The sequence below is a fragment of the Bacillus sp. LH1 genome (assembly GCF_057924895.1).
Genome location: NZ_CM175007.1, coordinates 465132 through 477594, shown reverse-complemented (window position 1 = coordinate 477594; position 12463 = coordinate 465132). Strand labels below are relative to the sequence as shown.

Annotated in this window: 13 protein-coding genes; 6 read left to right on the top strand and 7 right to left on the bottom strand. The window is 34.0% G+C overall.

Features of this window, described 5'->3' with window-relative positions:
- Positions 1 to 14: 14 nt before the first annotated feature.
- The 3 genes from ACX9TM_RS02460 to ACX9TM_RS02450 all read left to right on the top strand — a co-directional run bounded on the left by ACX9TM_RS02460 (position 15) and on the right by ACX9TM_RS02450 (position 1369).
- On the top strand, positions 15 to 431 hold the full coding sequence (locus tag ACX9TM_RS02460; RefSeq protein ID WP_000550220.1) for a pyridoxamine 5'-phosphate oxidase family protein: 417 nt from the start codon (positions 15 to 17) through the stop codon (positions 429 to 431).
- A 154-nt stretch (positions 432 to 585) separates the two neighbouring features.
- A complete protein-coding gene (locus ACX9TM_RS02455; RefSeq protein WP_000817786.1) occupies positions 586 to 732 on the top strand; it encodes a BH0509 family protein in 147 nt (48 codons plus the stop codon).
- A gap of 208 nt (positions 733 to 940) precedes the next feature.
- Positions 941 to 1369, top strand: a complete 429-nt coding sequence (locus ACX9TM_RS02450; RefSeq protein WP_000100295.1) for an EamA family transporter — start codon at positions 941 to 943, stop codon at positions 1367 to 1369.
- An 11-nt stretch (positions 1370 to 1380) separates the two neighbouring features.
- Here ACX9TM_RS02450 and ACX9TM_RS02445 read toward each other — a convergent pair whose 3' ends face one another.
- Positions 1381 to 1974: a DedA family protein gene (locus ACX9TM_RS02445; RefSeq protein ID WP_000434872.1), complete on the bottom strand. Its 594-nt coding sequence runs from the start codon at positions 1972 to 1974 to the stop codon at positions 1381 to 1383.
- A 486-nt stretch (positions 1975 to 2460) separates the two neighbouring features.
- Between ACX9TM_RS02445 and ACX9TM_RS02440 the strand changes: the two genes are divergently transcribed.
- A complete protein-coding gene (locus ACX9TM_RS02440) occupies positions 2461 to 5223 on the top strand; it encodes a tetratricopeptide repeat protein (RefSeq protein ID WP_000151418.1) in 2763 nt (920 codons plus the stop codon).
- Between the two features lie 37 nt (positions 5224 to 5260).
- Here the strand turns inward: ACX9TM_RS02440 and lepB are convergent, their stop codons facing one another.
- The 3 genes from lepB to ACX9TM_RS02425 form a co-directional block, all read right to left on the bottom strand.
- Positions 5261 to 5797, bottom strand: coding sequence for a signal peptidase I (gene lepB / locus ACX9TM_RS02435; RefSeq protein ID WP_065381861.1), 537 nt, complete (start codon positions 5795 to 5797; stop codon positions 5261 to 5263).
- Between the two features lie 177 nt (positions 5798 to 5974).
- A complete protein-coding gene (locus ACX9TM_RS02430) occupies positions 5975 to 6655 on the bottom strand; it encodes a lysoplasmalogenase (RefSeq protein WP_001051080.1) in 681 nt (226 codons plus the stop codon).
- A 119-nt stretch (positions 6656 to 6774) separates the two neighbouring features.
- A complete protein-coding gene (locus tag ACX9TM_RS02425) occupies positions 6775 to 7725 on the bottom strand; it encodes a DMT family transporter (protein WP_065381860.1) in 951 nt (316 codons plus the stop codon).
- A 271-nt stretch (positions 7726 to 7996) separates the two neighbouring features.
- Here ACX9TM_RS02425 and ACX9TM_RS02420 point away from each other — a divergent pair, with 271 nt between their 5' ends.
- Positions 7997 to 9922, top strand: a complete 1926-nt coding sequence (locus tag ACX9TM_RS02420; RefSeq protein WP_065381859.1) for a heavy metal translocating P-type ATPase — start codon at positions 7997 to 7999, stop codon at positions 9920 to 9922.
- A gap of 187 nt (positions 9923 to 10109) precedes the next feature.
- Here ACX9TM_RS02420 and ACX9TM_RS02415 read toward each other — a convergent pair whose 3' ends face one another.
- The 3 genes from ACX9TM_RS02415 to ACX9TM_RS02405 are packed head-to-tail and all read right to left on the bottom strand — an operon-like array spanning position 10110 to position 12016.
- Positions 10110 to 10976, bottom strand: a complete 867-nt coding sequence (locus ACX9TM_RS02415) for a YihY/virulence factor BrkB family protein (protein WP_001226536.1) — start codon at positions 10974 to 10976, stop codon at positions 10110 to 10112.
- A 6-nt stretch (positions 10977 to 10982) separates the two neighbouring features.
- Positions 10983 to 11498, bottom strand: a complete 516-nt coding sequence (locus ACX9TM_RS02410) for a DUF4075 domain-containing protein (protein WP_001085387.1) — start codon at positions 11496 to 11498, stop codon at positions 10983 to 10985.
- Positions 11499 to 11551: 53 nt separating this feature from the next.
- Positions 11552 to 12016: a low molecular weight protein-tyrosine-phosphatase gene (locus ACX9TM_RS02405; protein ID WP_000250916.1), complete on the bottom strand. Its 465-nt coding sequence runs from the start codon at positions 12014 to 12016 to the stop codon at positions 11552 to 11554.
- 174 nt (positions 12017 to 12190) lie between these two features.
- On the opposite strand from ACX9TM_RS02405, the gene ACX9TM_RS02400 reads away from it, so the two are divergent.
- On the top strand, positions 12191 to 12415 hold the full coding sequence (locus tag ACX9TM_RS02400) for a DUF1128 domain-containing protein (protein WP_000366196.1): 225 nt from the start codon (positions 12191 to 12193) through the stop codon (positions 12413 to 12415).
- Positions 12416 to 12463: the final 48 nt, after the last annotated feature.

Here is a 12463-nt window from a genome sequence, read left to right as displayed (position 1 = left end):
AAGGGGTTAAAATTATGCACTTAAAAGAAAAAATCGCAACTATTATTCAAGGTCAACGTACTGGTGTATTATCTACAGTACGAAATGAGAAACCTCATAGCGCCTTTATGATGTTTTTCCATGAAGATTTTGTACTGTATGTTGCAACAGATCGACAATCAAAAAAGATAACAGATATTGAACAAAATCCTAATGTCCATGTACTACTCGGACGAGAAGGGAAAAAATTAGATGAAGATTATATTGAAGTTGAAGGATTGGCTTCAATTGAGGAAGACTCGACATTAAAAAACAAGTTTTGGAATAATAGCTTAAAACGTTGGTTACTCGGCCCTGAAGACCCTAATTACGTATTGATAAAAATCAACCCCGACACAATTTATTACATCGATGGTGCTGGTACGACGGAGCCTGAGTTTTTACGACTATAAAATAAAACAAGCCCCCCTTAGGTGGGCTTGTTTTGTCGAAAAGTTCTTTTGAAAAAAACAATAAAATAGGTGGAACTTTCTAAAGATTCTGTTATATAATAGCATTAACTTAAATAAACTGTATTAAAACAGATTGAGAGGAGAAATAAAATTGATGAAGAGAGAAGAACGCAAAAACATGATTGAGTTTATTGAAAAGAAAAAAGGGATTGAGCGTGACGAATTACTGTTTATGACAGACGATGAAGTAGAACATATTTATAATGTAACGTACTTTTTATATGAGGAAATTGCAGAGTAGTATAATAATCCCCACCTTATTAAAAATATAAGGTGGGGATTATTTCGCTATTTAGCCCACTATTTACAGGCAGTAAAACTCCCACCTTAAAATTCAGGTGGAGCAAGAAGTTAAGTTGAAGTCGTGCTTCCTATAAGCTCAATTGCTTCAACTTTATACATGAGAATCATTTTCATGTATAATACTGTAAGATTGGAGGAATTTTACTATGAGTTCGTGGCTCTTATTTGCACTATTATCAGCAATTGCTGCTGCCCTTGTATCGATTTTTGGAAAGTTTGGTTTAGACGGCATCGATGCAAACGTTGCAACAACAATTCGATCTATTATTATGGCATTATTTATGATAGGCGTTATTATCATACAAGGTAAATTTCAAAATATCGGCGACGTACTGCTAAATAAAAAAGCACTGCTATTTATCACATTAAGTGGGATTGCAGGTGCTTCTTCATGGCTATTTTATTTTCTTGCCCTCAAAACAGGAAAGGTTTCACAAGTAGCTCCTGTCGATAAATTAAGCGTCGTATTTTCTATCATTCTCGCTATGATTATCCTCGGTGAAAAGTTAAACTTTATGACCGGCGTTGGTGTAGTCTTTATTACAGCTGGTGTATTATTTATTGCTTTCAGCTAAAAAAACCGCTATTAGCGGTTTTTCTTTTTCTTTATGTACAACCATACAAAACATGTAACAACTGCTGAAATTAATAAAATCCATATTCCATAATGATGTAAACTATACTCAACGAAGCGCCACTTCTCGCCTAACTTCCAGCCAAGCCCAATAAAAACACTTATCCAAATGAGCGCACCACCGTAAGCGTACAAACAAAAACGCCAAAGTGTCAAATTTGATACCCCAGCAAAATATGCTGTTAAATGACGTACGCCCGGTATAAAATAACCAATCATTAAAAGAAATGGCCCATATTTTTCAAATAAAATATGTGTTTTTTCAATGTGATGTTCTTTAATTCTAATTTTCGGCCCATATTTCTTTAAAACAGGGAGCCCAAGTTTTAAACCTAATATGTAGCTTAACGTGATCCCTAACATCGCACCAGCCAGCCCACTTAAAAAAGCAGCAGTTCCTGACATAACTCCTTTTGAAACATTATAACCAACAAAGGTCAATAAAAACTCGTCTGGTATCGGTAATCCGACAATCCCACCAGCCAAAGCTATAACAATTCCAAAATAGCCATAATGCGCGATTAACTCGCCAATATGTTGTTCCATTCGGAAGACACATCCTATGCACGGTCGTTATTCCACATTGTACCCTTTCTATCTTTAAGGCAAACATGGTATACATATTCACTATACATTGTTTTTATAATGAACTCTACTTCTATTCTTTCCTTTAACAGAGATAAAGAAAAACTTTACTCAGTGGGAGTTTTGTTCATCCTCTACTAATTATTAACCTATGCCAATCTTGCTTTTACAGACATCCCGACTCCACATAACTCACTTACATTCACCAATTTTGAGATTAGATTCTTATTGCCCGCAAATAACCCGATAAAAAATAAAAATTCATATGCGTGTTTTTTTGTTACAATAAAGGAAAGTTACTTTTCGCAACGGTTTAACTCTCAAGAAAAATGATATATCTAGCAAAAACATAGTTTGGTCTATATAATGCAACTTCTACCTATTAAAAGAACATACACCCTTTTACATACAACATCATTTTTCTAAATTATACAGGGGGGAACGAACATGACCATTGAAAATCAATTTATTCAAAAAGTTTACTATAAAACATTTTTAACAGAAGAAACTTCTACTCCTGCATCGGAAGTACTCGGTGAAGCATATATAAATGAATCTAAAAATGAATTCTCCAACATTTCTAATATTCGATTTGCTCAAGGTGAATTTTATTATCAAAATAAAGATTTTGAAGCAGCTATATTTAAATGGGAAAAAGTAAATAATGCTCTTGCACTTTGGGCGACAAAAAATATTGCAGATGCTTATTTTGAACTAGGATTCTTACCAAAGGCAGAAGAAATTTATCAATCTATTCAAACGGAAGATACGACTCTTACGATGGAGGTTTCCTTACAACTTCTTTCTCTTTATATCGAACAAGATCGTTTAGGACTTGCTTTTAAGACGATTAGTGAAGCTGTTGCATTCCAACCGGATTACCCAAATATTACTGCAATTGCACGTTCTTTCTATGAAAAACAAGAAGATTGGAACAACGCTATCGAACTAGCTGTTCAAGAAGGTATCCGAACACAATCTTTACACTGGTTTGATACGTTAATAACTTACATAAACAAAGGATTTACAAAAAATATTAAGCCTGAATATTTCTATGAGTCTTTAAAAGCTCTATATGCTGTTGATCAAGCTCAATTTAAAGAACTTGTTATTGCTCTTTGGAATAGCTATCAACATGAATCCTTATACCTTCCTTGGATTCAAAGTATTAATCATTTATTCTTGCATATTGAAACAGACAATAATGACGATTGGAATGAAATCTCTACTCGCTACCAAGAAACATACTTTGCATTAATTACCGGAAATCATTTTATGCATGAATTAAACGGACTTGTACCAAATTTATTAACAAATTGGTTCAGTTTAACGAAAGCAAAAGATTCTCTAGTTGTCTCTGCAGCAGTGTTAGCATGGAATGAAGTCTCACCTACAACTTTAGAATCATTACTCGTAAAAAGTGCTGGATCCTTACTTTCTAATACATCAGCTGAAGCAGATGTAAATATGGAAACAGTTTCTCATTTATTCGAAACAATCGCTGTATGGGCTGAGAAAAATGATGTAGATTTAAGTCATCAATTTACGCTACTCGTCCATGAACTATGTGATTTAAATGTCACACCAATACTAATAGCTGGAACTAGTGACCATGATAAAACATCATTTGTTAATTCAATATTGGGAGAGAACATCTTAACTGAAACTTTAACAACTCCTATTCTATTTAAAGACGCTAGTCAAACTGAAATAACAGAATTTACCGAGTTAGATATAAGAAATATCCCTAACCTTGATGAATTCCATCAAATAACGGCTACATCTGCTCAGTCAGAACTTGAGAAAAAATGTATAGAAATTAAGCTACCAAGTAGGTTTTTAAGAAAAAATAAGTTTACATTTCTTATTACACCATCTATTCAAGGACAATTGGATAAAAACAATGCATACTTTGAATACTTACAAGCAGCAGATAGCCTTGTATACGTATTAAATTCTTCTTCACCATTGCATAGTCAAGAAATTGATACGTTAATTTATTTACGTGAACAAGTACCAAACTTACAAATTCACTTCGTATCACACACAAATAATACGACTACTGATGAAAAACTAATTAGTAAACTTAAAGTACATTTTCCAGATGCACAATTCTTCCCATACTCTCCTTCGCAAGAGAGTAGCCAGCAACTTGGAGATGTAACAGAATCTATTCTTTCTAATCTTGCAAAACGCGATATAGAAAAAGAACGTATAGAAAAGCTAATATGGTTTACGCAAAAGACAATTGCTTATCTCATAAATGAACGTGTGGAATTAGAAAATACATTAGTAAAATCCGTACGCTGGAATAAACACATCTCAGTGAAACTTACTGGATTTATTAATAACCTTACTGCTCTTGAAAAAGATAAAATTCGTTCTATTACCGAATCCTATCTTTTAACGAAAGAAGAAATTACACGAGATATACATTCTCAAATTCCTGAATTATTACAGAGCTGCTCTGATCTTGTTCAAGAAGATAGTGATTTCAAATTAGTTCATGAAGAATTAAATGCTGCAATGAATGAACGAGTTCAAAAGCATGTACAACAGGTACTTCTTCCTAAATTTACTGGGTCTATTCAAGAATGGATTGAAACAGCACATAATGAATTTATTCAAGCTCAAGCTTATTTAGATGAAATGAGTGAAACGTTTAATAAATTATATAAAGAAGAACGTATGAAACTTCCTTGCGATTTCAAATTATTAGATGATTGGAATCGAGATGTTGTACGAATGACAAATCGAATTACAGTAACGAACATCAATATTTTATTACGCTTTACACCGACACAGTTTTTCTTAAAAAGTGCCGGAAAATTATTTGGTAATATGCAAAAAAACCAATCTATGCTCGCCAACAAATATAAACAATATATTGAAACAGAAGACTATACAGAAATTGCTCACACAATTTCAAAACAATTCTTCCTTCAATTTGAAGTATTTGAAGGTGCATTAGAACGTGATATCATGATGTTCTTCAAAGATCCACTTAATATATTGAAACAAAATGTAGATGCAGCTCAACTTGAGATAAAGGAAGACGAGCAAACATTAGCAACGCTAAGAAGCAATCCAGAAACATATCATGATCCTTTGGCATTATTTAAACTACAATTGCTACAACATAAATTCGTTTTAAGTACTACAAAGAAACATGAAGATATTTTTGTATCAAACGAATCTCCTACTGTTTAACAAAAAAAACCAAGCAAACTAAAATTTGCTTGGTTTTTTACTTTATTATTTTCATATGTTCAAACGGATAATAAATGCCTGCTAACTTTCCTAACACATCTTCTCTATCAATAAAACCTAAACCATTTCTACTATCTTTACTTATTAAGCGATTATCTCCCATAACAAAAATCTTATTTTCGGGAACTGTAATTGGTCCAAAGTCCTCTGTTAAATTCATAAGTTTTTTTTCTGCTTGTTTTTTATTACTATCCAAATACTCTTCATCTTTCACTTCAGAATTTACATATAATTGATCATTTCTCATCTCAATTATATCTCCAGATAATCCAATCACTCTTTTGACATAAAAATTATCTGTTTTCACAACAATAATATCTTCTCTCCCATAGCTTTCAAATTGTTTTGCTAACTTATTAACAATTACCTTATCTCCATCTTGCAACGTTGGCCTCATAGATGCTCCTTTTACAGTCGTAGGGAAAAACACAAAAATTTTCGCCAAAAACACCAATAAACATGCAATTGCAATAGTTCCAAAGAATTCACGCCAACGTTTTTTCTTTTGCATCATTTCACCATCTCATCATCTTTTTACTTTTATTATAAATAATACAACCGATATTTTTCTACAAAATTCTGAATTATAAAATTATAATATTAGAAATTTCAAAATGGTAATACTGATCAAATTAAACAAGCAAAAAAGATACTCTCAAAATAGTCTATTCACTATTTTGAGAGTATCTTTTTATAATCCCACATATACAATACACATTTGAGCAGCTACATATGTAAACCAAATCCAAAGTGGCTCATACTTCAATTTACGCCCTCCGATATCTGTCACGCCAATAATAAAATCAGAAATCACAAACAGTAAACCACCAAACGCTGGTATCCACCATATTCCTGTATTTTCATAATATAAGGCGAATGCAAAGCAAGCCATTCCTCCAACCCACAATCCGTAAATTAGAGCTCCTATCGTAAACAATTTATCCTGTTTATCATTTCGGATAAAGAAGAACCATCCTACAATTAGAAAGAGCCCATATACGAGTAAGCCAATCCAAAAACCATTCCACGAAATTCCTGTTTGCAAAAATGCTTTTACATAAAAACAATGAGCAAGAGCGAAAGTAACCATCCCACCAATTAACCTGTGACCAATTGGAATCAGCCCAGCCATAAACAAATCTCCCACAGTCGATAAAGTCATACCAAGTGCAACCCACGTACTATACTCTACAGATGGATCTTGTAACCATATCCAAATTGCACTACCTGTTAAAGAAAAACTAAGAATAAGACGGATTGCTAAAGGTAACGGCATATTATCTTTCGTTCTTTTTGTCTGCCGCATTGCATAAATTGCACCAATTAAAAAAAGAAGTATTTGCCCAATTAACACCACGTAAAGTAGATTCATAATATGTTCTCCTCAATAAATGCTTTTTGTATCTTTTTTCGTTACACTTAGTCTATTATCCTTTTTCTATAAAAAAGAAGAACAGTACTGTTCTTCCATTGTAATCGCTTTTCTGCTTTCTATGCTACTTGTTTTTCTTTCTCTATTTTTTGCTTAGCTGGCGTCCGATTTACCACAATAATTCCCGCGGCTACACATGCTAAACCGAGTAACACAAATGAATGAATTGCTTCACCTAAAATCATGCTCGATAATAACACACCAAATACGGGTATAAAGAACATATACATAGATACTTTTCCAACCTTATTGTACTTCATAATTGTATTCCAAATGCAAAAACCAGCTGCAGATAAGAAAGATAAATAAATCAGCATAAGTAGTGCATGTAGACTAAATGTAAATGGCATTACTCCAACTTGTAAAGCCCCTATACATAATAATCCTATAGAACCAAACATCATTTGGTATGCTGTCATATAGCCAACATCTAACGTTTTACTACCTTCTTTCGCTAATATGTTTCCATATGAATACAGCATTGCTGCACTAAGAAGTAATAAGCTTCCGATTCCAAAATGAAATGATAAGCTACCATCACTCGGCACATTTACTAAAACGACGCCACAAAAGCCAATCGATACGCCAATTATTTTTCTCATATTGAGGGCATCATCTTTATATAAAAAATGGGCGAGTAAAATTTGAAAGAATGATGATGTCCCTGAAATGATAGCTCCTTCAATTCCCGAACTATAACTCATTCCAATGTAAAAACAGATATATTGAAGAAACGTTTGGAATAAACCAATTTGTATTAACTGTTTCCCCGTTCCTTTTTTGAAGCTCATATCTTTTCCTAACACTTTAAAGAATAATAAGAGCATGACTCCAGATAACAAGAAGCGATAACCGGCAAATAATATTTGTTCTCCAACTTCTTGTGGTTGAATTCCAAGTTCAGCATAACTTAACTTAATAAAAGGAAATGCGCTTCCCCATAAAAAAGTTGCTACTATTGCAGCAATAAATACGCCAATCGGATGGGTAAAAAATTTCTCTGTCTTCACTTGTTGTCTTCCTTTCCGACCTTTTTATGAACAATATTCATATATACCAAAGGAATTGCGAAAACACAAGTTTTCCGTTTATACTTGAAACAAAACCGTACCATCTCATAAAAACATATGATATACTATAGAATAATTACAACATAATAACTATTAAAAACAGATTCAACAGAAATGCTGCTATCCATTATGGATGGCAGCTTTCGTCGTTTTATAGGGGTTTCGATTTTGATTATTTTTCTCAATAAGAATTCGGAAGGAGCGAGTAGTAATGAACTCAGAAGTAAAAACGTTACACGCAAAAGAAACAATTTCTCATCCCTCTTTATGGGACACATTAAAAAAACATTATGAACTTGTATTTGCAGTAGCATCTGGTATTTTTATTTTAGTTGGTTGGTTATTTACAAAGAACGATGCAATGAATGTAGGTATTACTTGCTATATCCTTGCTTATATAGTTGGTGGATATGCAAAAGCAAAAGAAGGAATTGAAGATACGATTGAAGAAAAAGAGCTAAATGTTGAAATGCTAATGCTCTTTGCAGCTATTGGTGCTGCAATTATTGGCTACTGGGCAGAAGGGGCTATTTTAATCTTCATCTTTGCACTCAGCGGTGCTATGGAATCTTATACGTTAAGTAAGAGCCAAAAAGAAATTTCCGCTCTTCTTGACTTACAGCCTGAAGAAGCATTACGTATTTCCACCGGAACTGAGGAACGTGTTCCTGTTGGAGAGTTACAAATTAACGACATTATTTTAATTAAACCCGGTGAACGTGTTCCTGCTGACGGTACGATTCATAACGGTGAAACAAATATCGATGAGGCAGCAATCACAGGAGAACCTATTCCAAATGAGAAAAGACATGGCGATGAAGTATTTGCAGGTACTGTAAATTTACGTGGTGCTATCGAAGTTAAAATTACGAAGCCGAGCGATCAAACATTATTCCAAAAGATTATCCGTCTCGTCCAAAGTGCACAAAGTGAAAAATCACCATCACAACTATTCATTGAAAAGTTTGAAGGAACATACGTAAAAGGTGTACTACTCGTTGTTGCGCTTATGATGTTCGTTCCTCATTTCTTACTTGACTGGAGCTGGAATGAAACGTTTTATCGCGCTATGATCTTACTTGTAGTCGCATCTCCTTGTGCGCTCGTAGCTGCCATTACACCAGCTACGTTATCAGCCATTTCTAACGGAGCGAGAAACGGTATTCTCTTTAAAGGCGGTATACATTTAGAACGCCTTGCTTCTGTGAAAGCAATCGCGTTTGATAAAACAGGAACATTAACAGAAGGTAAACCTACCGTAACAGATGTATATGTTCGAGAAAATATAACAGAAAAAGAAGTACTTTATATTACAGCATCAATTGAAAGTCACTCTACACATCCTTTAGCTGAATCCATTGTTAAATATGCACAACATGCGTACGACATTACTTTAAAAAAACCAGAAAAGGTTGAAGATGTAACTGGTTTTGGTCTAAAAGGAATATTGGAAAACAACGCTTATAAAATAGGTAAAGCTGATTTTATCGGTGAAGAAACAAAGACATTTCATAATGGTATTTCTGCCTCACTTGAAAAAGAAGGTAAAACTGTCGTTTATATTAGTGATGAGGGAGGCATTCTTGGACTTATCGCTTTAAAAGATACGCTTCGCCAAGAAACAATAGCTGCTATTCGTGATTTACAAAGCATTGGTGTCGAAGCAATTATGATTACTGGAGATAATGAAGAAACGGCAAAAGCAATTGCCTCTGAAAGTAATATAAAGGAATATTACGCATCATGCTTACCAGAAACAAAAGTTGAAACGATTAAAAAGTTAAAAGAAAAATACGGTACAGTAGCAATGGTTGGAGACGGTATAAATGATGCACCTGCCCTAGCTACTGCTAGCATTGGTGTCGCAATGGGAGAAGGAACAGATGTAGCTTTAGAAACTGCAGATGTTGTACTGATGAAGAACGAACTATCTCGCCTTTCCCAAGCAATTCGTTTATCAAAACAAATGAACCGTATTGTGAAGCAAAACGTAATCTTTTCGCTAGCCGTTATTGCCATGCTAATTTGTTCAAACTTCTTGCAATTTTTAGCTCTTCCATTCGGTGTTATTGGTCATGAAGGAAGTACGATTCTTGTCATTTTGAATGGCTTACGATTACTAAAAGGAAGCAAATAAAACGGGTCCCTCATAGAGGACCCGTTTTTTTTAGTGATAGCTATTATGACCGTTCGCACTGCTACTCGTTTTATGCTTTGGATGCGAACTGCTCTTTTGTTTATTATTACTTTTATTATTATGGTTCTTTTTATTATTACTCATGAAATATCCCCCCTGTTCCTTTTTATTATGGAACAAGAACTCATTATTCATTACGGGAATTATTGTCACCGGTTCTATAATGGTGGAGTAAACCATTAATTTCACCGCCAAGTAAAATTACCCATCCAGTTAAATAAAACCATAACATTAAAATAATGATACCACCGAGACCACCATATGTATTGGCGTAATTCGCAAACTTATCTACATAATAAGCAAATGAGTAAGACACCACAATCCATCCTACAGTAGCAAATAACGCCCCTGAAATAACTTCTCTTCTTTTTAACTTTCGATCTGGTGCAAATGTATATAAGAAACTAAACAAAGCAAATAGTACGAAGAAACTCGCTACTAATCGTGTAATGCTCCATACGAAAGAAAAACTATCTGATAAACCGAGTGCTTTAAACACTGCTGCTCCAATAACTTGTCCGAATACCGGAACAATTAACGCAAAGACAATCATAAAAATAATAGCTAATGTAAACACAATTGATAACGCTCTTGTTGTAATAAAAGAACGTGTTTCCTTTACGTCATAAGCGCGGTTAAAAGCATTCATAACCGCATTAACACCATTTGAGGCAAACCATAACATGGATAATAAACCAAATGATAATAAACCACCATTTTGCTGGTTTACAACTTTATCTACATTTACCTCAATTAAGTTCATTGCATCATCTGGTACATAAACCTCTAATAAACTAAGCACATCCTCTGTTTGAATGGGAATAAATCCAAGAAGCGTAATTAAGAAAACGAGCCCAGGAAAAATTGCAAGCAAGAAGAAATAAGCGAGCTGTGCTGCCAAGCCCGCTACATCATCGCGCATCGTCCGGTCATATAAATCTTTACCAAACGAATAAGTACGATTTCTTCTCACCTTTTCTAAAATTTTTCTCATATATGTTTAAACGCTTTTCTTCTCTTCTTTATCTTGCTTTAACTCAATGTACGCTTCAGTTTTTTTTTCCACTGCATTTGAGTCTTTTATAAATAATTCACGCGCTTCTTTCATACCACCATCTTCAGCAACTACTGGCTCTTCTTCTGCTTTCAGCTCATCTACCTTTGGAGATACAGCTTGAATTTCAATCGTTTCTGGCTTTTCTTCTGGCTCAACTTTTTTCTTACTAAAAATTTCTTTCGTTTCTTTTAACGTCTCTACAACAGATGGCGTTAATTTTTTAATTTCTGCTACTTTCGCTTTTACCACATTGAAATCAGCAAGTTCGCGTCCTTTATCTGTAACAGTTTGCACTTTTTCTTTGATCTTTGCATTTTCACCAATTTCAATCATCTTTGTTTTTGCTTTTTCTGCTGTATTTTTTACTTTTTCACGGTTTTCTTTCTTTAACATGGATACAGCTACACCTGCAGCTACACCAATCGCAATGTTTCGAGCAATATTATTTTTCTTTGCCATATTCCTTCACCCTTTCATTTCTTATGTTAGAAAGTATTTCTTTCTAAGCTTCCTCATATTCCTTGTTCATTTCGAATGAAAGCTAATAGCTTTGCACACCCTTCTGTTACAAGGTCATATACTTCTTGGAAATTCCCTGTATAGTAAGGGTCAGGAACGTCTGTCCAGCCACCGTCTGGAACAAAGTCGGACAGCCTACCAATATAGCCTCCAGTTTTACCTAAACTTTTTAAATCTGCTATATTCTTGTTGTCCATGGCAATAATATAATCAAACTTTGTTAAGTCTTCTTTTTCTACTTGCCTTGCTTTAATTCCTTCAAAAGTGACTGCATTTTCTTTTAAAATTTTTTGTGTTCCTTTATGTGGCGGATGACCAACATGCCAATCTCCAGTTCCTGCAGAATCAATGACAATTTTCTCTTCAAGTCCCTCTTTTACGACAAGATTTCGAAAAATCGCTTCTGCCATCGGAGAACGGCAAATGTTCCCAAGACAAACAAACAATACTTGAACCATATTTTTGTTTCTTCCCTTCTTGGTGCATTTCTTCATATATACTTATAGTATAAACAACCAATTATTAAATATAAAGGAAATCCCTACTAATTTAATGGGATTGAAAAGATTCATTAACGAAAATGATAAAAAATGTTAAGATAGCCTTATGTTATTTTAAAGGGGGACACTTCGGTGGATTTATCCGTAAAGTCAGAAGAAAACGTTGAATACATGGTCGAAGCTATTAAAGAAAAATTACGTATGGTTAATGCTGGAGCGATGAGAGCTGCTAGTTTTAACGAAGAAATGTACGAAGATTTACGTGACATTTATGATCATGTTATGAAACGTGAAACATTCAGCATTAGTGAAATGCAAGCTATTACAGAAGAATTAGGTACATTAATTAAAAAGTAAAAAAGCCTCTCTTATTATGAGGCTCTTTTTTATTTCCAACAAATTCAT

Coding starts and splice junctions, on each gene's coding strand:
- ACX9TM_RS02420 (WP_065381859.1), top strand. CDS start 7,997: ATGAACTCAGAAGTAAAAACGTTACACGCAAAAGAAACAATTTCTCAT.
- ACX9TM_RS02450 (WP_000100295.1), top strand. CDS start 941: ATGAGTTCGTGGCTCTTATTTGCACTATTATCAGCAATTGCTGCTGCC.
- lepB (WP_065381861.1), bottom strand. CDS start 5,797: ATGATGCAAAAGAAAAAACGTTGGCGTGAATTCTTTGGAACTATTGCA.
- ACX9TM_RS02455 (WP_000817786.1), top strand. CDS start 586: ATGAAGAGAGAAGAACGCAAAAACATGATTGAGTTTATTGAAAAGAAA.
- ACX9TM_RS02460 (WP_000550220.1), top strand. CDS start 15: ATGCACTTAAAAGAAAAAATCGCAACTATTATTCAAGGTCAACGTACT.
- ACX9TM_RS02445 (WP_000434872.1), bottom strand. CDS start 1,974: ATGGAACAACATATTGGCGAGTTAATCGCGCATTATGGCTATTTTGGA.
- ACX9TM_RS02415 (WP_001226536.1), bottom strand. CDS start 10,976: ATGAGAAAAATTTTAGAAAAGGTGAGAAGAAATCGTACTTATTCGTTT.
- ACX9TM_RS02440 (WP_000151418.1), top strand. CDS start 2,461: ATGACCATTGAAAATCAATTTATTCAAAAAGTTTACTATAAAACATTT.
- ACX9TM_RS02410 (WP_001085387.1), bottom strand. CDS start 11,498: ATGGCAAAGAAAAATAATATTGCTCGAAACATTGCGATTGGTGTAGCT.
- ACX9TM_RS02405 (WP_000250916.1), bottom strand. CDS start 12,016: ATGGTTCAAGTATTGTTTGTTTGTCTTGGGAACATTTGCCGTTCTCCG.
- ACX9TM_RS02430 (WP_001051080.1), bottom strand. CDS start 6,655: ATGAATCTACTTTACGTGGTGTTAATTGGGCAAATACTTCTTTTTTTA.